Source organism: Phytohabitans flavus (assembly GCF_011764545.1).
Classification (GTDB): Bacteria; Actinomycetota; Actinomycetes; order Mycobacteriales; family Micromonosporaceae; genus Phytohabitans; species Phytohabitans flavus.
This window is the reverse complement of record NZ_AP022870.1, coordinates 4,741,954-4,762,609: the sequence shown is the minus strand read 5'-3', so window position 1 is coordinate 4,762,609 and position 20,656 is coordinate 4,741,954. Positions and strand designations below refer to the sequence as shown.

The 20,656-nt window shown below is 72.6% G+C and carries 14 protein-coding genes; 10 read left to right on the top strand and 4 right to left on the bottom strand.

Annotation, left to right across the window (positions count from 1 at the left end):
• Window positions 1-126: 126 nt before the first annotated feature.
• Complete coding sequence (locus Pflav_RS20745) at window positions 127-4,404, top strand: NACHT domain-containing protein (RefSeq protein ID WP_173037627.1); 4,278 nt, start codon at window positions 127-129, stop codon at window positions 4,402-4,404.
• Between the two features lies 1 nt (window position 4,405).
• On the opposite strand, the gene Pflav_RS20740 is transcribed toward Pflav_RS20745, so the two are convergent.
• From Pflav_RS20740 to Pflav_RS20725, 4 genes are read right to left on the bottom strand one after another with little or no spacing between them, the layout of a single operon-like run.
• Entirely contained in the window at window positions 4,406-5,482 is a 1,077-nt protein-coding gene (locus Pflav_RS20740; protein ID WP_269474633.1) for a Gfo/Idh/MocA family protein, read from the bottom strand.
• Between the two features lie 51 nt (window positions 5,483-5,533).
• Complete coding sequence (locus tag Pflav_RS20735) at window positions 5,534-6,745, bottom strand: type III PLP-dependent enzyme domain-containing protein (protein WP_173037625.1); 1,212 nt, start codon at window positions 6,743-6,745, stop codon at window positions 5,534-5,536.
• Window positions 6,735-8,324, bottom strand: coding sequence for an N-acyl-D-amino-acid deacylase family protein (locus Pflav_RS20730; RefSeq protein WP_173037624.1), 1,590 nt, complete (start codon window positions 8,322-8,324; stop codon window positions 6,735-6,737). The genes Pflav_RS20735 and Pflav_RS20730 overlap by 11 nt, the downstream gene beginning before the upstream one ends.
• Window positions 8,325-8,340: 16 nt before the next feature.
• A complete protein-coding gene (locus tag Pflav_RS20725; protein WP_173037623.1) occupies window positions 8,341-9,105 on the bottom strand; it encodes an IclR family transcriptional regulator in 765 nt (254 codons plus the stop codon).
• 137 nt (window positions 9,106-9,242) lie between these two features.
• Between Pflav_RS20725 and Pflav_RS20720 the strand changes: the two genes are divergently transcribed.
• The 9 genes from Pflav_RS20720 to Pflav_RS20680 all read left to right on the top strand — a co-directional run bounded on the left by Pflav_RS20720 (window position 9,243) and on the right by Pflav_RS20680 (window position 20,655).
• The gene (locus Pflav_RS20720; protein WP_332107879.1) at window positions 9,243-10,844 is read left to right on the top strand and encodes a M81 family metallopeptidase; all 1,602 of its coding nucleotides are present in this window, start codon (window positions 9,243-9,245) and stop codon (window positions 10,842-10,844) included.
• An 82-nt stretch (window positions 10,845-10,926) separates the two neighbouring features.
• On the top strand, window positions 10,927-12,132 hold the full coding sequence (locus tag Pflav_RS20715) for a sugar ABC transporter substrate-binding protein (RefSeq protein WP_173037621.1): 1,206 nt from the start codon (window positions 10,927-10,929) through the stop codon (window positions 12,130-12,132).
• Window positions 12,133-12,152: 20 nt separating this feature from the next.
• The gene (locus Pflav_RS20710; protein WP_173037620.1) at window positions 12,153-14,042 is read left to right on the top strand and encodes an ABC transporter permease subunit; all 1,890 of its coding nucleotides are present in this window, start codon (window positions 12,153-12,155) and stop codon (window positions 14,040-14,042) included.
• A 1-nt stretch (window position 14,043) separates the two neighbouring features.
• Complete coding sequence (locus Pflav_RS20705) at window positions 14,044-14,817, top strand: SDR family NAD(P)-dependent oxidoreductase (RefSeq protein WP_173037619.1); 774 nt, start codon at window positions 14,044-14,046, stop codon at window positions 14,815-14,817.
• Between the two features lie 61 nt (window positions 14,818-14,878).
• Window positions 14,879-16,156 (top strand): aspartate aminotransferase family protein, encoded by a 1,278-nt coding sequence (locus Pflav_RS20700; RefSeq protein ID WP_173037618.1) that lies wholly within the window; start codon window positions 14,879-14,881, stop codon window positions 16,154-16,156.
• A gap of 2 nt (window positions 16,157-16,158) precedes the next feature.
• Entirely contained in the window at window positions 16,159-17,367 is a 1,209-nt protein-coding gene (locus Pflav_RS20695) for an enolase C-terminal domain-like protein (RefSeq protein ID WP_173037617.1), read from the top strand.
• A complete protein-coding gene (locus Pflav_RS20690) occupies window positions 17,367-18,137 on the top strand; it encodes an SDR family NAD(P)-dependent oxidoreductase (RefSeq protein WP_173037616.1) in 771 nt (256 codons plus the stop codon). Before Pflav_RS20695 ends, Pflav_RS20690 begins: the two co-directional genes overlap by 1 nt.
• A complete protein-coding gene (locus Pflav_RS20685) occupies window positions 18,137-19,633 on the top strand; it encodes a M81 family metallopeptidase (protein ID WP_173037615.1) in 1,497 nt (498 codons plus the stop codon). The genes Pflav_RS20690 and Pflav_RS20685 overlap by 1 nt, the downstream gene beginning before the upstream one ends.
• Window positions 19,630-20,655, top strand: coding sequence for a class I mannose-6-phosphate isomerase (locus tag Pflav_RS20680; RefSeq protein WP_173037614.1), 1,026 nt, complete (start codon window positions 19,630-19,632; stop codon window positions 20,653-20,655). Before Pflav_RS20685 ends, Pflav_RS20680 begins: the two co-directional genes overlap by 4 nt.
• Window position 20,656: the final 1 nt, after the last annotated feature.

Below are 20,656 nucleotides of genomic sequence, written 5' to 3'. Positions count from 1 at the left end.
TCAAGGATCAAGTAATGGACGGCTGTCGTTCTGGTCAATGCGGTCCGTCCATTCTGTGCATGGCCGTCCGGTTGAGACTTGGGGGCGGGGGTGCGGTGGATGGATCGGTTCAGTCACCATTGACGCGTGCCCCGAGCCCGCCGGCCCGCCGCTACCCGGTGGCTGCTCGCCGTGGCGGCGGTTGCTTTCGTGGGCGGGCTCGCCACGCTGCTCGCCGTGCTGGCCCGTGGGCCGGAAAACGGGCTGTCGACGGCCGACTCGCTCGCGAGCGTCGCGTCCGCGGTGGTCAGTGCCGCGTCGCTGGCCGTCGCGCTTGTCGCGATCCGCGCCGAGCTTCGCCGTTCGCACGACCAGTCGGCCGGCGACGAACAGCTCGCCGCGGCCGCCGCCTGGCTGGCGCACCGGGTCGGCCGGCAGTGGCGGGAGGAGATCGAGACCCGCCGGCTCCAGCACCCGCAGCCGCTGCGCCTGCGCTGGGCGAAGACGGGGCTGCCGGCCGGGAGTCGGGCCGCCGGGCTGCGCGACGGTGCGCTCGTAGGAGGTTCGCGGCAGCCGGCGGCCGGGCTTATCGCGGCGTTCCGCCGGCTGCGTACCCGGCAGCTCGTGATCCGGGGCGCGGCGGGCTCCGGCAAGAGCACGCTCGCCGTGCTGTGTACCGTCGCCGCGCTGGAGCCGCCCCGGGTTTCCCGTGCTGACGGGGCGACGGACGCGGCGCCCGAGCCCGTCCCGGTGCTGCTCCCGTTGAGTGCGTGGCAGCCGGCCGAGGAGGAGCTGCGGGCGTGGGCCGCGCGGTGGATCGCGGAAAACTATCCGGAGCTGGCCGACGCCCGGCGCTTCGGTCCCGCCGCCGCGCGTGAGCTCGTGGAGCACGACAGGGTGCTGCTCGTGCTCGACGGCCTCGACGAGCTGCCGGTGCCGATGCGGCGGGAAGCGGCCCGGCGTCTCGGCGACGCGGCCTCGGCCGGCGGGCTGAACATGATCATCACGTGCCGCCAGGACGAGTACGACGCGATCGTCGCGGTGGAGGGTCGGCTGCCGCTCGCCGCCGAGATCACCATCAGCCCGATCGGTGTCGAGGACGCCGTGGAGTTCCTCACCGGTGGCGAGCCGCCCGGCAGTACCCGCTGGGACGTGGTGGTCGCCGCGATGCGGGCCGAGCCGGACGGCCACCTCGCCGAGGCACTGTCCACTCCGCTGATGATCTCGCTCGCTCGCACCGTCTACCGCCCGGCCGACCGCGACCCGGCGGAGCTGGTCAGCGACTTCGACAGCGCCGAAGCCGTCGAGGCGCACCTGCTCGCCCAGCTTGTCCCGGCCGTCTACCGCGACCACCGTGATCCGGCGGCGGCCGAGCGTTATCTCGCCACGCTGGCCCGGCTCGTCCGGCGCCGCCTGCTCCGGCCGGACCTCGCCTGGTGGCAGCTTGGCGCGGGGGTGCCGCCAGATGCCTACCGGCTCACGGGCGCCGTGCTGCTCGGCCTGCTGGGCGCGGCCGCCTGCGGCATCGGTACGCCGTTCGGCCCCGGCCGCCTCGGCAACGTCAGCACCGGCGCCCTCGTCGGCGTCGTGCTCGGCGTCGTCGCCGGCCGCGGTGCGGAGCGCGCCGCCGCGGCCGATCCGGCCGCCGCGCGCGGTCGTGGGCGGGTGCTCGGGGCGGCTTCGCTACGGGACGCAGCGGTCGCGGCAGGGCTCACGATTTGCCTCGGCTTCGCCGGCTTACTCGGCCAGGGTGGGAGCCTCGACCAGCTGCCCGCGGCGGCCACGATCGCCGCGGTCGCCGGGCTGCTCAGCGTCGTCAACGCCGGTATCGGCGCGTGGCGTGGCGCCGCCCCGGCCCGCCCGTCGTGGCGGCTGCGTAGCCTCGTGCCGCGGCTCGTGTCCGGCCTCGGCACCGGGCTGCTGTTCAGCGTGCCCGCTGGCCTCGTCGTCGGCCTCCTCGTCGGCATCGAGCGGCTGAGCGACACCTCGCTCTTCGACCACCATCCCGACACCTTGGACACCGTGCTGACCGCCGGACGGTCACCGGCGATCTGGACCGCCGTACTGCTGGCCGGCGCGATCGGGCTGCCACTCGGCGTCGGGCGCTGGCTGGCGACGCCGCTCGACGACGGCGCGCTTGTCTCGCCTCGGTCGGCGCTCCGCTCTGACTGGACGACGTCGCTCGCGATCGCGGTCACCGCCGGACTCGCCACGGCCGCCGGGATCGCGGCGTTCGTCGTGGCCAGCGCCCGTGCCGGCTGGCTGGAACGCGACGCCATCGTGCCGTTCGGGCCGGTCGAGGCTGGCTTCTACGGCGGGCTGGCGGTCTGCGCCGTGGTGCTGCTCGGGTCGGGCTCGGCCTGGGTCTCGTACGCGACGGCGCAGCTTTGGCTCGGTGCGGCGCGGCGCCTGCCCCGGCACACGATCGCCTTCCTGGAAGACGCGCATGGCCGCGGGCTGCTGCGCCAGGTCGGCATGTTCTACCAGTTCCGTCACGACAAGGTCGAGCAGTACCTCGCGCCGGACCAGGAGCCCTCCACCGTGCCGCCCGAGGTGCTCGAACGGCGGGCCCAGTCGATTACCCGCCTCGCCACCGCGGCCTCGGCGGTGGCGTTGCCGCTGATCATCGTGCTGGCGATTTTGCCGGCCGTACGCAGGCAGGTCGACGACTACGTCGCCGACAAGCGCAACGCGGAAGCTGGCGCCCTGGTACGGCGCGCCGACGAACTGGCCGCCCGGTCCCCACAGGCCGCTCTCCAGCTCCGGATCGCCGCCGCCGAGACCGACTCCGACGCCAGCTCGCGCCGGGAGCTCGGCGAGACGCTGCGGATCCAGGCGTCCGGCGGCCGTGGGCAGGCCTACCGGCTGAACTGGACCGCGCAGGCCGGCGACTGGTTCCTCGGGGTGGACATGGGCGGCAACCTGCTGGGCTGGTGGTCCCGCGCGGCGGGCCCCGAGCCGGAGCGGCTGGACACGGGCGTGTCGATCCTGACCCGCATCGAAGACGACATGATGCGAATCCAGTACAACGACCGCAACGACGTGCTGTGGGATTTCGCCCAGTCCCCGCCGCGGCAGATCCCGCTGCCGTTCGGCGACATCAGGGACACGTCGGGCGTCGCTGGCGGCCTGATCGCCGTCATCAGGTACGACGACGACACCGCGACGATCCATGACCTCGACGCGCCAGACAAGCCGCTGCTGGACCTCGGACCAGGCGTGGAGTACGTCTGGTTCGGCGACGGAGACGGTCGGTGGGCCGCCGTCGAAACGCTGGATGGGTCGGTGCGGGCCGTACCGCTCGCGCCAGGTGGGCGAGCTGTCGAGCTGTCCGATGGCGCCGAGGACGCCCTTGGCCTCGACATCGCCGGCAACACCCTCCACTACGGGATCGGACTCGGCCGCGAGTACCGGCTGTGGGACCTCAGCGCCGACCCACCCCGTGAGGCGCTGGGCGGGCGACTGGCCGATCGCCTCTACCTGTCGGCGGATGGCGAATGGGCGTACACGGTGGACGAGGAGGGCCCAGATCTATTGTGGCGCCTCGGCGCCGGCGCCAAGGAGCCGGTCGGGCTCGGCCCGGACGTCAGCTACGGCTCGTTCGAAACCCTGGCGGACGGCCGGGAGCTGCTTGTCACGACGCACGACGACGGCGCCGTCCAGCTCTGGGACCTGCCGGACACGACGCCACAGGTGCTCGGCGAACACATCGAAACCGAGCAGATCGATGACGTCACGCAGCGCATCGTGCTGGTCCGCGATGACGGCACCGCTGAGTTTCGCGACCTCGCCAACCCCTCGGCCCCGCCTGTGCCGGCCGGTACGCAGGTCGACCCGGAGCGCGTCTTCGCTCAGGACGGCTACGCCCAGATCGGCCACACCGACGGGACGACCGCGCTGTGGCGCCTGGACCCGGCGCCGGTGCGGTTGGCGAGCGTCCCGCAGGCGCTCAAGATCTACGAGTTTCTGGCCAGCCCGCCGTGGGCAGTGGGCGTGCTGCCGGACAGGACCGCGATGCTGTGGAACCTCGACATCGTCCCGCCACGGCTGATTCGGCTCGGCACCTACTGCTCGGGGTGCGACGTCGACGTCGGTCGGGTGTGGGCGGAGCTGGTAGACCCGGACGGCGAGTCGACCGCGTGGCGTCTGAACGCGGACGGCTCGGCCGCACGGCTGCCGCTCGGACCCTACGCGACCGGCGCCCTCGTCGCCGACGACGGCACGTGGGCGGTCTTCGAGCACGAGCGCACGGACGAGGGCTACCTCGACGGCTACCTTGTCTCGGTGTGGTCGCTGGGCGGGCCGCCGATCCCGGCGCCCGCCGATCCGGTGCGGGCCGCGTGCGCGCAGGTGGGCCCGATGAGTGAGCGAGAGTGGTGGTCGACCATGCCGGATCTGGACTACCACCGGATCTGCGCCGGCTGAGCTACGCCAGCGGGAGGCCGGCCAGACCCGGTCGGTCCCATTCCGCGCTCAGCCCGAGGCCGCGCAGGTCGGCGACCACGCCTCGCCGCTCGGCCTCGTAGAGCCGCCAGATCACGCGGAGCCCTTGCAGGCTGCCCGGGCCGTCGGTGAGCGGGCTGGCGCCGCTGTCCAGGCAGTCGACGAAGTGGACGAGTTCGCCGCCGAGGTGTTTGGAGTCTGCGGGCACCGCCATGAGTACCTCGGCGTGCTCGGGGTCGGGGGAGAGCCGCCCGGAGAGGCCGCCGCGCGGGGCCTCGCCGGCCCAGGGGTGGTGGGCGTAGAGGAGGCCGCGGGTGAGGTCGGCTTCGAGCATGCCCTTCTCGCAGTGCACGTGGATCGCGTACCCGTGGCGGGTGGCGCGGGCGCCCCAGGTGCCGAAGTGGTACCCGAGCGCGCCGCTGGCGAACTCGATCACCGCGTTGCTCGTGCCCTCCCACTCCATCCACGGGGTGCCGCGCCGGGTGCCGGTGTGCGTACCGCGCACGGGCTCGCCGAGCATCCACAGCAGCAGGTCGACGTAGTGGCAGCCGTGGCTGAACAGCTGCCCGCCGCCGAGCCGCGCGGCGGAGCGGATCCAGTGCCCCTCCGGGTGCTCGGTGTGCTGCTCGGTGTAGACCGACACCTGGATCACCTCGCCGTACGCCTCGGCGGCCACCAGCTCCCGGAGGTGGGCGACGAGCGGGTGGAAGCGCATCGGGTACGCGGTCATGAGCTGCCGCTCGGCGGTGCTCGCCGCGTGAATGAGGTCCAGGCACTGCTCCTCGGAGACGGCCATGGGCTTTTCCATCAGTACGTGCTTGCCGGCCCGCAGGCAGCGCATGCCCATCTCGTAGTGCAGGTCGTGCGGCGTGACGATCAGGCAGGCGTCGGCGTCGTCCAGCAGCTCGGTGTAGTCGGTGACCGCGCGTGGCGCGCCAAGTGCCTGCGCGGCGTGCTCGGCCCGGGCCAGGACGACGTCGGCGGTACCGATGACGGTGATCCGGTCACCGAGTCCGGCGAATACCTGCTGGTGGGCGTCCTCCATGTCACCGCAGCCGATGACGGCCAGCCGATGGGGGCCATTGCGCGCTCCTTCCGACGGAACGGTGGTTCAGAAGAATGTCTGCGCCACCTCGATGACGGTGCCGTCCGGGTCGACGACGGGGATACGGCGCCACTTGTCGAATGTCGTGCACGGGTGGGAGATCCCGAACCGGACCAGGTCGCCGACGGCCAGCGCCGTTGCCGGGGACACCTGGAGGTACGCGTGCTGGTCGTTGACCGCGGTGACCACAGTGGACAAAAGCGGGGCGGTCAGGCCGGTACCCGCGCGGACGAGCTGTGGCACCGGAAGGCCGGCGTCCGCGGAGGCGTCCCGCCGGCCGAGGCCGCAGATGGCGAGCCCTGGCTCGGGCCGGGACAGCACGGGCGCCCACACGTGCAGCGCCTCGCGCAGCCGTGGCCGCTCCCGCCCGCTGGCACCGAAGGGGGAGAGGAGCTGGTAGCTGCCGGCGTCGTGGGTGACGTAGCAGCCGCTGCGCAGTACGGTCCGGAAGGCGGTACCGGCCAGCGCGTCCGGTAGCAGGCGGACGACGCGGTCGAAGTAGGCGCTGCCGCCGATCGTGGCGATCGGGTCGGCGCCAGCCAGCCCGGCGGCGTCGATCGCCAGGCACAGGTCCGCGACGCGGCGCAGGAAGGCGTCGACCCGGGCCAGGCCTGTGGCGAGGACGGGTTCGTCGATGATGCCCTCGAACGCGGCGACGCCGGCCAGGGTCGCCGGACCGGTGGCGATCCGGCGGGCCAGGTCGAGGGCCTCGCGGTCGTCGCGCAGGCCGGTGCGCCCGCCGGCGATGCCGAGCTCGACCAGCAGTCGCAGCCGGGCCCGGCGGCTCGGCGCGATGCCACCGAGCAGGGCATCCAGGGCCGCGGCCGAGTCGGCGTAGCAGTACAGCTCGAGGTCGGGCCGGTCGGCCAGCAGCCGGTCGAGCAGCGCGGTCGAGCCGGCGTCCACGACTTCGTTGGCGATCAGGACGCGGGGTACGCCGAACGACGCCATCATGCCGGCCTGCCACGCGGTCGCCGCGGTGACCGCCCAGGCGCCGTGGTCCAGCTGCCGCTGGATCAGCGGCGGGCACATCGTTGTCTTGCCATGCGGCGCGAGCAGCACCGAGTTGTCCGCGCAGTAGCGGGCCATCGTGGCGATGTTGTGGCGCAGTGCCGCGTCGTCGAGTACCGCGGTCGGCAGCGGGAACGTGCCGTCGAAGATGTTCGCGCCGCGCGGGTCTGCGCCAGGAGGCAGCCCTTTGGGGTGTTCAGCGGGCACGGCGCAGCACCTTTCCCGGGCGGGCGGCGGTGAGCGCGCCGTCGCGTACCACAATCTCGCCGGCGACGACGGTGAGCGCGATGCCGGTGGGCGCCTGGCGGGGTTCGGCGAAGGTGGCCCGGTCGGCGATCGCGCCGGGGTCGAAGGCGACAAGGTCGGCGGCGGCGCCTTCGGCGATCCGCCCGCGATCGGCCAGGCCGAGCCGCCGGGCGGGCGCGAGGGTCATCTTGTGTACCGCGCCGGCGAGCCCGAAGAGGCCGGCGTCGCGGGCGTACCGGCCCAGGACGCGGGGGAACGTGCCGAACGCGCGGGGATGTGGCTTGTCCGCGCCGGCCAGCGGGAGGGCGTTGCCGTCCGAGCCGACGATCGACAGTGGGTGCGCGAGGAACGCGGTCATGTCGGCCTCGGTGCGGTAGTGGAGTACGACCTGGACGGTGTCGCCAAGCTCGACGCAGAGGTCGAGCAGGACCCGTTCCGGGGCGTGGCCGCGGGCGGTGGCGATCGCCGCGAGGGATTGCCCGGTCAGCTCGTGGTACGGCCCGGCGGCGGTGACCACCACGCGGTCCCAGTGCCACGGGATGCCCCCGAAGAAGCCGGCCCGCACAGCGTCGAGTGCCCGGCGCCGCCAGTCCAGGTCGCCGGCGTTGGCCCGCAGCCCGGCGCTGCCGCCGTCCTGTACCCAGGGCGGCAGGTACTGGATGAGGGCGGAGGAGGAGGCGTCGTACGGGTACACGTCGAAGGCGACGTCGAGCCCTTCGGCGCGGGCGGCGTCGAAGCGGTCGAGCGCGTCCGTGGCCCGTCCCCAGTACTCCGGGTCGTTGAGGGCGAGGTGGGAGAACTGGAGCCGCCCGCCGGTGGCCCGGGTGGTGTCGATCGCCTCGTCGATGGCGGCCAGCTCGCGGCCGGCGGCGGCGCGTGCGTGCGTGGCGTACAGGGCGTCGTGCCGGGCGCAGACCGCGACCAGCGCGCTGACCTCGGCTGTGTCGCCGAGCGCGGACGGTGTGTGGGTGAGGCCGGTGGACATGCCGTACGCGCCGGCGGCCAGCGCCGCGTCGAGCAGGTGCCGCATCCGGTCGACGTCGTCGGGCCCCGCCGGGCCGTACGGGTCGGCCATCGCCGCGATCCGCAGGGCACTGTGTCCGACAAGTACCGCGACGTTGATCGCGGGCCGGGCCGCGTCCAGCGCGTCGGCGTACCCGGCGTAGTCGGTCCAGCCCAGGGCCGTCGGCGGGTCGCCGAGCCGGGCCAGGTGGTCGGCGAGCATCGCCCGCCGCTGCGGGTGCACGGGAAACGCCGAGTAGCCGCAGTTGCCCACGACCTCGGTGGTAACGCCCTGTAGCGCCTTGCTCTGCCCGGCCGGGTCGTGCAGGAGGCTGACGTCCGAGTGGGTGTGGATGTCGACGAAGCCGGGCGCGAGGACCAGGCCGGACATGTCGAGCTGGCGCGTGGCGGCCGGAGGAGGGCTCTGCGTTCCGAGGTACCGGATGCGGCCGTCGCGTACGCCGACGTCCACCCGCCGCGGCTCACCGCCGGTGCCGTCCAGGACGGCCGCGCCGCGCAACAGCATGTCGAGTGTCACGGCGCGGCCCGCCCGGTCAGGTCAGTACGTTGCCCAACTGCTTGCAGGTCTCCACCAGGCGCTCGCCGATCGCGACGAGCGTCTCGTCGGTCATCCGTGACGTTGGTGCGGAGACACTGATCGCCGCGACCGGCCGGCCGGCACTGTCCAAGATGGACGCGGCCACGCACCGGGAGCCCAGCTCGTTCTCCTCGTCGTCCACGGCGTAGCCCTGCGCCCGGAACCGGGGCAGGTCGGCCAGCAGCTCCTCGGCCGAGCCGAGAGTGTTCGGCGTGACGGGCGACCAGTCCGCCTCGACAAGCTGCTCGCGCACCTCCCGCTCGGGCAGCGCGGCGAGGATCGACTTGCCGAGCGCGGTGGTGTGGATGTTGTCGCGCAGGGCGATCTGGACGGTCGTACGCAGTCGCTGTGCGCTCTCGATCGCGTCGAGGTAGAGCACCTGGCCGTGGCTGACCACGCCGAGGTTGACCGTCTCGCCGAACTCCTCGTGCAGCGCCTGCATGGCCGGGCGGATGAGCCGCACCAGGTCGGTGGAGTTCCGCGCGGCGCGGCTCAGGCCGTAGAGTGCGGGGCCGAGCGAGTACTCCCGGCGCACCTCGTCGCGCACGACGTATCCGCGCTGGTCCAGCGTCTTGAGGATCCGGTACGCCGCGGGTTTGGTCACGCCGGTGTGCTGACACAGATGCGCGACGGTGCAGGGCGCGTCGGTCGCCATCCGGTCGAGGATGTCCAGTGCCTTGACGAGGACGTTGACCCCGTCGGAGCGCCGTTCGTTGGTCACGGTCGCCGAGCTCCGTTCCAGATCCGGTAGTGCCGCCTGTTCCGCAATGGGGACTGATTGTACGCATCGCGGACATCTCCCGGCCAGCCATCCCGCCTCCTGCGGAGATCATTGTCTAGTCCGCTTCGCGGAACTAGATTTCGGGTAGCGTACACGATCTAGAGCCAGAGGAAATCGGTGACGATCATGAGAATCGGGCTCGGGGGATTTGGCAGGAGACGAACACGTTCGCGCCCCGCCCCACCACACTCGACGACTTCCGCCGGTACCAGCTCTTCGAGGGCCCGGAGTTGGTGGCCGCGCTGGCCGGTACCGGTACCGAGCTGGGCGGGGCCATCGCGGCCGCCCGCGAGCACCGGGTCGAGCCGGTCGGGCTGCTGTTCGGCGCCGCCCTGCCGGCCGGGACGGTGGACCGGGACGCGTTCGAGCGGATGCTGCGCGGCCTCGTCGAGCGCGCTCGGGCGGCGTCCACTCTGGACGGTCTGGTGCTCTCCCTGCATGGCGCGATGGTGGTCGACGGGCACCCGGACCCGGAGGCGGAGATCGTGGCGGCGCTGCGCGCGGTGCTCGGTGACCTGCCGATCGGGGTCGCCCTCGACTACCACGCGAACGTCAGCCTGGACCTGGCGCGCTCGGCCGACGTCCTGTGCGGGTACCGCAGCTATCCGCACGTGGACATGGCCGAGCGCGGCGCCGAGGCGCTGGAGCTCGTGGTCCGGATGGCCCGCTCGGACACCCGCCCGGACCGGCACCTGGTCAAGCTGCCGCTGCTGACGGTGCCGCACGCGCAGGAGGACGCCGTGGCGCCGATGCGGCAGCTGCTGGCCGCCGCCGACGCGCTCCGCGCCGAGCCGGACGTCTGGGCCGCCAGCGCACTGCCCGGCTTCGCGTACGCGGAGACCGACCGGCTCGGCTTCGCCGTCTACCTGGCGGCGCGGTCCCGGGCCGCGGACCGGGCGCGGGAGCTGGCGAGCCTTGTCTGGGCGCGGCGGGAGGACTTCGCGGCGCCGCTGGTCGGTCCGGATCAGGCGGCGGCCGCCGCGACCATGGCGCCGTACCCGGTGGTGCTCGTGGACGTGGCGGACAACGTGGGTGGAGGTTCGCCGGGCGACGGCACCGCGCTGCTGCACGCCCTGGCCCGCGCCCGCGCCACCGGCAGCGTCGCGGTGATCTGGGATCCGGCCGCGGTCGAGAGGGCGTACGACGTGGACGGCGCGCGGCTGGCGGTACCGGTGGGCGGGCACAGCGATCCGCGGATGGGACCGCCGTACCCGGCGGCCGGACCGGTCCGGCGGTACGGCGCGGTCAGCTATCTGCGCGGCGGCACCTACATGCGCGGGCAGCGGGTCGACATGGGACGCGTCGTGGTGGTCGAGGACCCGATCGGCGAACTCGTGCTGACCGAGCGGCGGGTGGTCCCGTTCGACGACGACCACCTGACCGCCGTGGACGTACACCCTCGGTCCGCCCGCGCCATCGTCGCGAAAGGGGCGATCGCGTGGAAGGCGGCGTTCGGCGGGTACGCCGCGCGCGCGATCTACACCCGCACACCGGGCTACTGCCCGGCCGCCGTGGACCAGCTCGACTACAGGTCCCGGCCCGCCCCCTGTACCCGCTGGAGCGCGACCCCGACTGGGAGGCGGCGGTGGGCGCGGCGCTCTCGGTGTCCACATGATCGCCTGATTCGTCCTGGTCACAGCTTGATTTCGGTGGACGATCAAGGCGCCGCGACCGATTGACAGATCACAAGCGAGGTCCCTAGCGTGTCCGCATAGCAAAATCGGAGTCCGCAATGCGGACCCGATGACAGAGGAGTCGCACATGCCTGATGACACAACGGCGGGTCGGGGGCAGCTCAACCGGCGTAACCTTCTGCGAATCGGCGCGCTTGCGGGCGCGGGTACCTTTGTCGGCCTGCCGCTGCTGGGGGCCTGTTCGGTCGACGACGGCTCTGGTTCGGACTCCGGCGCTGACGCCGGCTCCGGCCAGAAGGTGATCGGAAACGGGATCACCGAGAAGAAGCAACTGGCACCGTTCGACTTCAACGGTCCGGCGGGCGAGAAGCCCAACCTGCCCAAGCGGATCGCCTGGGCGAACACCTCGGACGCGGAGTTCTTCCTCCAGATCACCTCGGCGATCGAGTCCGCGGCCAAGTCCCGCGGCCTGGAGTTCACGACCGCCATCGCCAACGACGACTCGGCCAAGAACGTCGAGCAGATCGAGACGTTCCTTCAGCGCGGCATCGCCGCCCTGTGCATCCAGCCGCTGGACGCGAACGCCCAGGCACCCCTGATGAAACGGGCGATCGAGGCCGGCGCGGCGGTGCTCTCCCTGGTCACCCCGCCGAGCACCTCGCAGGTGGTGGCCGACCAGTACAAGGTGGGCAACGCCCAGGGGCTGGCCGCCGCGAAGTACATCACCGAAAAGCTGGGCGGCCAGGCCAACGTCGTCTACTTCAACACCGACACGATCGAGGTCCTCAAGGCTCGCCACCAGGGCGCCCTCGACGGCCTGAAGACGGCCGGACCGGGCATGAAGATCGTGTCCGACATCCAGCCGCCCGCCATCACGCAGGACGGCGGGTTCAAGGCGATGAACACAATCATGCAGGCGAACCCGGACGTGAACGTGATCGTCGGCGGCGACACGTACTGCCTCGGCGCCCTGTCCGCGCTCCAGGCGGCGGGCAAGGCGCGGCCGGAGATGTACCTGTCCGGCATCGACGGCGACGAGCAGGCGCTCGCCGAGATCCGCAAGGGCGGCGCCTACAAGGCGAGCTTCGCCTTCGCCTACCCGCTCATGGGGTACGCGTGGGGCCAGTTCGCCGCCGACTGGCTGGAGGGCAAGCCGATCCCGCAGGTCATGCAGTTCAACGCGATCGAGCTGAACTCGGCGGCCACGATCGACAAGTACCAGGCCGACATGAAGGCCGTCACGGAGACCTGGAAGAACTCCGCTGAGTACTTCACCATGCTCGGTTCGATCCGCTACCAGGATCGCGAGCAGTTCATCAACTACGCCGCCTGACGTCGGGCGAGGGGGTCGAGTTGTCGATCGCATCCGTGGCGGCCAACCGCCGATACCTGGTACCCGGAGAACCCAGCCGGCGCACCGGCCTGGCGCTGCTGTGCGTCGTCCTGGTCGCCTACTTCGGAATCTCGTTCGACAACTTCTTCACCGTCTCCAATGGACTGACGATCCTGATGAACGTCTCCGCGATCGCGATCGCCGCGATCGGCGCGATGTTCCTGCTGGTCTCCGGCAACGTCGACCTGTCCATCGGAGGCCAGTACGCGCTCATCTCCGTCATCACCGCGCAGTTCGCCAAGGACTCGGGAAACGTCGTCGTCGCGGTCCTGGCCGGGCTCGTCGCCGGCCTGGTCCTCGGCCTGACCAACGGCATCCTGGTCAAGTTCATGAAGATCTCGCCGCTCATCGTGACGCTGGGCACGATGGCGGTCTTCAAAGGACTGGCGTACCTGGTCAGCGACGGCCGGTCGGTGTTCGGCTTCTCCGACGCGTTCATCTTCCTCGGCCGGGCGCGGATCAACGAGGTACCGCTGCCGGTGATCATCGCCGGCGTGCTCTTCGTCGCCGGCGGGTTCTGGCTGCTGCGCACCGCGGGCGGGCTGCGCCTCTTCGCGATCGGCGGCAACGCGCAGGCGGCCCGGCTGACCGGCGTCAACGTCGACTGGGCCATCGTGCGCCTGTACGTGCTCAACGGCTTGCTGATGGGCGTGGTGGCGGTGCTCACCACGGCCCGGCTAGGCAGCGGCACGCCGCAGATCGGTACGTCGTTCGAGCTCGACGTCCTCACCGCCGTGATCCTCGGCGGCGTCGGGTTCGCCGGCGGCAGCGGCCACCCCGCCGGCGTCTTCGTCGGGGTGGCCACGATCGGCGTACTCAGCTCCGGGCTCATCTTCGCCGGCCTCGAGGACTGGTGGCAGCAGATCAGCAAGGGCCTGGTGCTGCTGCTCGCCCTCGGCGCCGACCAGATCGCCGAGCACCGGCGGGCCCGCTCGGTACGCCGGGAGGCACCGGCCGAGCAAGGCGAACCAGATCCGACCCCGGGGGCACCACCGGGCCTGGGCGTCTCGGCGGCCGACGAGTACGGCCTGGACCGGGACACCTCGCGCCAGCCCGGCCCGGTGGTGCTGCGGGTAGACGGCCTGGCCCGCCGGTTCGGTTCGGTCTTCGCGTTGCGGGACGGCACGTTCTCGGTCCGCGCGGGCGAGGTCGTCTGCCTCGTCGGTGACAACGGCGCCGGCAAGTCCACGCTGATCAAGCTGATCTCCGGGGTGTACCGCCCGGACGCCGGCCGGATCGAGCTGGACGGCAAACAGGTGGGTTTCGGCGGCCCGATCGACGCCCGCCGGGCCGGCATCGAGACCGTGCACCAGGACCTCGCCGTCTGCCCCAACCTCGGGGTGGCGCACAACCTGATCCTCGGCGACGAGCCGCGCCGCCGGATGTTCGGGCTGATCCCGGTCCGGGACGACGGCGCCGCGGTGACCCGCACCCGCGAGCGGCTCGCCTCGCTCGGCATCACGCTGACCGACATGAACCGCTCGGTCGGCCGGCTCTCCGGCGGCCAGCGCCAGTCGGTGGCGATCGCCCGTGCCATGAAGGACGGCGTCAAGCTGGTCATCCTGGACGAGCCGACCGCCGCGCTCGGCGTCACCCAGACCCGCAACGTACTGCGCATCGCCCGGCAGGCCGCGGACAACGGCGCGGGCGTGATCCTGATCAGCCACGACATCCGTACGGTCTTCGCGGTCGCCGACCGGGTCGTGGTGCTGCGGCTGGGCCAGGTCGTGTACGACGACGCGATCGAGCGGGTCACCCACACACGGCTGCTGCACCTGATGGCGGGCTTGGAAGCGGTGGACGAACCCGCGCTCGACCCGGCCGAGAGCACCGTCCTGAAGGGACACTGACATGCCCCTTGACGACCCCGACCTCACGGGACGCCGGGTGCTCGTCACCGGCGGGGGAGACGGCCTGGGCCGGCAGATGACTGAGGCGTTCGTGGACGCCGGAGCCACCGTGGTCATCTGCGGGCGGCGGGAGGAGCCGCTGGCGCGTACCGCCGAAGAGCTCGCCGACCGCGGCACCGTGATCCCGGTCCGGGCGGACGTGACCGAGCCGGCCGACGTGGACGCGCTCGTCGCCGCCGCGGGCGAGATCGACGTGCTGGTCAACAACGCCGGCCTGGCCCACCGGGCGCCGTGGCCGCAGGCCCGCTCCGAGGACTGGCGCTGGATCATGACGCTGAACGTGGAGTCGCCGTTCTGGCTCTTCCAGCGGTTCGTCCCCGGCATGATCGAGCGGGGCTGGGGCCGGGTCATCAACGTCGCGTCCGTGTACGGCCTCGTCGGCGGCGACGCCTCCCGCTATCCCGGCCTCGACCTGGATATCGCCTCCTACTTCGCCAGCAAGCACGCGGTGATCGGCCTGACCCGGTTTCTGGCCGCCCAGGTCGGGGCGTCCGGCGTCACCGTCAACGCGCTCTGCCCGGGCATGTTCCCCAGCCCCGCCAACGACGACGCGCTGCGCCCGGAGGTGATCGCCGCGCTGGAGCAGGGCACGCCAATGCGCCGGCTGGGCACCGACCGGGAGCTGCGCTCGGCGGTGCTGTTCCTGGCCGCGCCGGCGTCCTCGTTCGTCACGGGGCACAGCCTCGTGGTCGATGGCGGATGGACGGTCTGGTGACCTAACCCCCGCCGCCCCGACCTCGTCCCCTCCGGTGCCCCCACCGCCGCAAGGAGCAGCAATGCAGTTCGACGCGTCACGACAACGGATCGAGGAAGCCTCCGCGCTGGTCGCCGGCGGTGTGAACAGCGCCTTCCGGCAGGGGATCGCCCCGCACCCGCTGGTCTTCACGGCCGCGGACGGGCCGATCCTGACCGATCTGGACGGCAACCGCCTCATCGACTACTTCCTCGGCATGGGGCCGATGCTGCTCGGCCACCGCCCGGCGCCGGTGGTCGAAGCGGCTCGCGCCCAGCTCGACCGGAGCATCCTCGTCGCCGGCCAGACCGAGCTTGAGTACGCGGCGGCCCAGATCCTGGCCGACCTCGTGCCCTCGGCCGAGCTGGTCCGCTTCGCCGTCTCCGGCAGCGAGGCGGTACAGGCCGCACTGCGGGTCGCCCGAGCGGTCACCGGTCGGTCCACTGTGGTCAAGTTCGAGGGGCACTACCACGGCTGGTTCGACAACGTCCTCTGGAGCGTGGCGCCCGATCTGGGTGACGCGGGGCCGGCCGAGGCGCCGGTACCGGTACCCGGGTCGGCTGGGCAGCAGCCGACGGACGGCGTGGTGGTGCTGCCCTGGAACACCCCGGAGCCGCTGGCCGAGCGCCTCGCGGCGAACGACGTCGCCGCGGTGATCATGGAGCCGGTGATGTTCAACAACGCCGGCATCCTGCCCCGGCCGGGGTACCTCGAAGCGGTCCGCGCGGCCTGCGACGCCACCGGTACGCTGCTCGTCTTCGATGAGGTGATCACCGGGTTCCGGGTCGCGCCCGGCGGCGCCCAGCAGCTGTACGGGGTCACGCCCGACCTCACCATCCTCGGCAAGGCGCTGGCCAACGGGTTCCCGGTCGCCGCCCTGGTCGGCCGCCGCGAGCCGATGAGCGCCCTGGTGGGCAAGGTGCTGCACGGCGGCACGTACAACACGCAGTCCGTCGCCATGGCCGCCACCCTGGCCACCCTCACCGAGATCGCCGGCGGTGAGCCGCACCGGCGGATCGCCGTCACCGGTACCCGGCTGATGGAGGGGCTGCGCAAGGAGTTCGCCGACGCCGGCGTGGACGCGCAGATCGTCGGCTTCCCGGCGGTGTTCCAGGTCCGGTTCGACACCGGCCAGCCCCGCGACTACCGGGAGGCGCTGGTCGCCGACCGGGCCGGGTACGCCCGCTTCGCCGCCCGCCTGCTGGAGCACGGCGTACGGGTCCTGCCCCGCGGCACCTGGTTCGTCTCCACCGCACACGACGACGAGCACGTGGACGAGACGCTCGCCGCGGTGCGCGCCGTGCTCGCCGAGAGGAAGTGACCGTGAAGATCGTCGACATCCGGGCCACGGCCGTCACCGTCCCGCTTCGGCGCCCGCTGCGCTGGTCGTTCGGGGTGGAGGTCTCCACCACCCGCACGATCGTGGAGCTGATCACCGACGAGGGGCTGGTCGGCGTCGGGGAGACCCGCGGCGGCGACGAGGTGGTACAGGCGCTGCGCCTGCACCGCGACCTCTACGTCGGGCTGGACCCGATGGAGGTCGGCCGGCTCGCCCGGCGGTTCGGCGTGTTCCGGATGACCAGTGAGCAGCTCGCCCTCGTGGGCGCCGCCAAGCTGGCCGGCGCGGCGGTCGAGATGGCCTGCTGGGACCTTGTCGGCAAAGCCCTCGGCAAGCGCTGCGGCGACCTGTGGGGAGGCATCGGCACCGAGCGGGTGGAGTTCGCCGCATACGTGTTCTACCGGTACGAGTCGATGACCGAGATCGGGCGCGGCGACAGCCCGGAGGACGCCGCGGACCACGCCGAGGAGCTGTTCGAGACACACGGCTTCCGGGACATCAAGTTCAAGAACGGGGTACTGCCGCCGGAGCAGGAAATCGCCTCGGTCCGGCTGATGCGCGAGCGGCTTGGGGACCGGCTGCGGTACATGCGGATCGACCCCAACGCGGTGTGGTCGGTGGAGACGAGCATTCGGGTGCTCAATGCGGTCAACGACTACGGCCTGGAGTTCTGCGAGGACCCGACCTGGGGTATCGAGGGCATGTCGCTGGTCCGCGAACGCACGCCGGTACCGCTGGCCACGAACATGTGCTGCGTCGCGTTCGAGCAGATCCCGCTCGCGGTACGGCAGCGGGCGGTCGACGTGATCCTCGGCGACGTCCACTTCTGGGGCGGCCCCAGCGCCGTGCTCCAGCTCGCCAAGATCTGCGAGACCTTCAACCTCGGCCTCAGCCTGCACAGCGACCGCGAGCTCGGCATCTCCACCGCCGCCGTGCTGCACCTGGCCGCCGCCGAGACGATGGTCAGCCACAGCGTCGACTCGCACCTGCCCGAGCAGGCCGACGACATCATCACCACGCCGTTCGCGTTCCGCGACGGCCGCCTGGACGTACCCAGCGGGCCCGGCCTCGGCGTCGAGATCGACCAGGACAAGCTGCGCTTCTACGCCGCGCACCACGCGAAGGTCGGCGAGGGCAGCGAGTTCGCCGACGCGGCACAGACCGGCTTCCGCGCGAAGTTTCCGAGGTTCTGATGCCCACTCCGCACCTGACCGGCCGGGTCGCGCTGGTCACCGGTGCCACGGGCGGCATCGGCCGGCACATCGCCGCCCGGCTCGCCGCCGACGGCGCGGCGGTCGCGGTCAACCACCTACCCGGCGAACGCGCCGCGGCCGCGACCCTCGTCGACGAGATCACCGCGGCCGGGGGACAGGCCGCGGCGGCGGAAGCCGACGTCACCGACCCGGACCAGGTCACGGCGATGATCGAGGCGGTACGCGAGCGCCTCGGCCCGGTCACCGCCCTTGTCTGCAACGCTGCCACCTCGGTCGCCGCGCAGCGGCCCTGGCACGCGCTCACCGCCGCCGACTGGCAGCGGGTCCTCGCGGTCAACGTCACCGGCAGCTTCCTGTGCGTCCAGGCGGCGTACCCGGACCTGGCCGCCAGCGGGCACGGCGCGGTCGTGGTGATGTCCTCGGTCTCGCCGCTGCTCGGCCGTACCGGCAACCTGCACTACGTCACCTCCAAGGCCGCGCTGATCGGGTTCACCCGGGCGCTCGCGCGCGAGGTCGGGCCGGACGGCGTACGGGTCAACGCGATCGCGCCGGGCGCCATCCGTACCCCGGACGAGCAGGTGTACGGCGACCCGGACGAGCTGGCCGCGACGATGGCCGCGGTCCAGTCGCTGCGCCGCCGCGGCGAGCCGGACGACGTGGCCGCGGTCACGAGCTTCCTGCTCGGCCCGGACTCCTCGTTCGTCACCGGCCAGCTGCTGGTCGTCGACGGCGGGTGGGTGATGAACTGATGACCGAACGGATCGCGGTCGCCAGCATCATCCAGGAGACCAACACGTTCGCCCCGCAGCCGTCCACACTGGACGACTTCACCGCGCAGGGGCTCTGGGTCGGCGACGAGGCCGCCGAGCGGTCCGCCGGTACCAACACCGAGATCGCCGGAGCGCTGGCCAGTGCCGCCGAGGCGGGTGCCGAACCCGTGCCGGTCGTGCGCGCATGGGCGATGTCCGGCGGCGTGCTCGACGAGTACGCGTTCACGTACCTGCGCGGTCTGCTCTTCGACGGTCTTGTCGCCGCCGGGCCGGTCGACGCCCTCGTGCTGTGCCTGCACGGCGCCCTCGTCGCCGACGGTGAGCCGGCCGCGGACGCCGCCCTGGTCGAGGCGGCCCGCGCTGTCCTGCCGCCCGGCACGCCGCTCGTCGTCACGCACGACCTGCACGCCAACGTCACCGCGCGCCTCGTCGCCCAGGTCGACGCGCTCGTGGGGTTCCGCACGTACCCGCACGTCGACCAGGGCGACACCGGCCGGCGCGCGGCCGCGATCGCGCTGCGCATGCTGCGGGACGGGCTGCGGCCCGGCACGGTACTGGAGAAGCGGCCGATGCTGGTGCCGGCCGAGTCCCAGGCCGTCGCCGACCCGCCGATGGCCTTGCTGCGCCGGCTCGCCGACGAGGCGACCGGCGGGCCGATCCTCGACGTTTCGCTGTTTCCGGTACAGCCGTGGCTGGACGTGCCCGAGCTCGGGTTCGGCGTGACCGTCACGCACGCCGGGGACGAGGCCGCGGCCCGGGCAACCGCGAAGGCCGTCGCCGACGCCGCCTGGGCCCGGCGCGGCGAGTTCGCCGTGCACCCCGTGCCGGTACGCGACGCGGTGGCAGCCGTCCGGCCGCGCACCGGCCGGGGACCGGTACTGCTCGTGCAGTCCGCCGACTCGCCCACCGCCGGCGCCGCCGCCGACAGCGCCACCGTCGTCGCCGCGCTGCTGGACCGTCCCGGGGAGCTGCGCTCGTACGCGACCCTGGTGGACGCCCCGGCCGTCGCCGCCTGCCACATCGCTGGCGCGGGGTCCAGTGTGGACACGACGGTCGGCGCCACGCTCGACCCGCGCTGGTCGGCACCGGTCCGGATCAGCGGCACGGTGACGCGTCTCGGCACGGACCCCGTGACCCTCGCGGGCGAGGCGATGACCGGTCAGCAGGTCTCTATGGGGCGTTGGGCCACTGTGGACACCGGTACCGGGCTGATCGTGCTGGTCACCGAGCGGCCCGCGCCGACGTTCGACCCCGCCGGATACCGGCACGCCGGCCTGGAGCCAGCCGAGGCGGACGCCGTACTCGTCCGCTCCGCCACGCTCTACCGCGCCGGTTACGGCGGCGGGTACGCCGAGGCGATCCTGCTCGACCTGCCCGGCGCGAGCACCCCGCGCCTGGACTACCTGGACTTCCAGCACGCGCCCCGGCCGCTGTACCCGATCGACTTCGCTGCCCCGGAGAAGGAGGCGCCGTGACCGCCCCGCTCGTGCTCGGCGACAACCGCGTACCGGTGTACTACGCCGGCGGCGCGGGGATCGACGCCTTCCGGGGCACCGCGGGCACTACCGGCCCCGAGGACTGGGTGGGATCGCTGACCGCGCTGCCGGCCGCGATCCTCCCGCCCGGCCACCCGGCCGACACCGGCGTCTCCCGCACCGAACGCGGGTCGTTGCGCGAGCTTGTGGCCGCCGACCCGGTCGGCTGGTTGGGTGAGCGGCTCGCGGGCGCGTACGGCGGCGAGAGCGGCCTGCTCGTCAAGCTCCTGGACGCGGGCGAGCGGCTGCCGGTGCACTGCCACCCGAGCCGCGCCTTCGCCCGGGCGCACCTGGGCAGCCTCTTCGGCAAGACCGAGGGCTGGATCGTGCTCGCCGCGACAGGTGACGCCCGGGTCTGGCTCGGCCTGCGCGACCGTGCCGACCGCGCGGACCTGCGGCGCTGGATCGCCGACCAGGACACGACCGCGATGCTCGCCGCGATGAACGAGCTGACCGTGCGCCCCGGGCAGGTGCTGTACGTACCCGCTGGGCTGCCGCACGCGATCGGCCCTGGTGTGATGATCACCGAGTTGCAGGAGCCGACGTCGTTCTCGGTGCTCGCCGACCACACCGCCTTCGGGCTCGACGCCGGCGCCGCCACGCTCGGCCTCGGCTGGGACCTGGCACTGTCCTGTTTCGACCTGGACGGGTACGCCGGCCGCCTGGACGAACTGCTGCCCGCCCGCCGCAGCCTGCCCGGTGTGCCCGGCGTGCACAGCCTCTTCGGGCCGGCCGCCGACGAGTACTTCCGGGCCTGGCTCGTCGAGTGCACCGGCGCGGTCACGCTCCCCGAGGCCGGCTTCGCGGTCGTCGTCGTCACCGGTGGCGAGGGTGAGCTGCGCTGGTCCGGCGGGAGCATGCCGGTGGCCCGCGGCCGGACCCTCGTCGTGCCGGCCGCCGCCGGTCCGCTCGAGTTCCGCGGCGAGGTGGCCGCGATCGTCTGCCGCCCGCCGGAGGTATGAG

What these genes read in the sequence shown, in the direction of transcription:
- Pflav_RS20715 (WP_173037621.1), top strand. Translation starts at nt 10,927, where the DNA reads ATGCCTGATGACACAACGGCGGGTCGGGGGCAGCTCAACCGGCGTAAC.
- Pflav_RS20705 (WP_173037619.1), top strand. Translation starts at nt 14,044, where the DNA reads ATGCCCCTTGACGACCCCGACCTCACGGGACGCCGGGTGCTCGTCACC.
- Pflav_RS20700 (WP_173037618.1), top strand. Translation starts at nt 14,879, where the DNA reads ATGCAGTTCGACGCGTCACGACAACGGATCGAGGAAGCCTCCGCGCTG.
- Pflav_RS20690 (WP_173037616.1), top strand. Translation starts at nt 17,367, where the DNA reads ATGCCCACTCCGCACCTGACCGGCCGGGTCGCGCTGGTCACCGGTGCC.
- Pflav_RS20685 (WP_173037615.1), top strand. Translation starts at nt 18,137, where the DNA reads ATGACCGAACGGATCGCGGTCGCCAGCATCATCCAGGAGACCAACACG.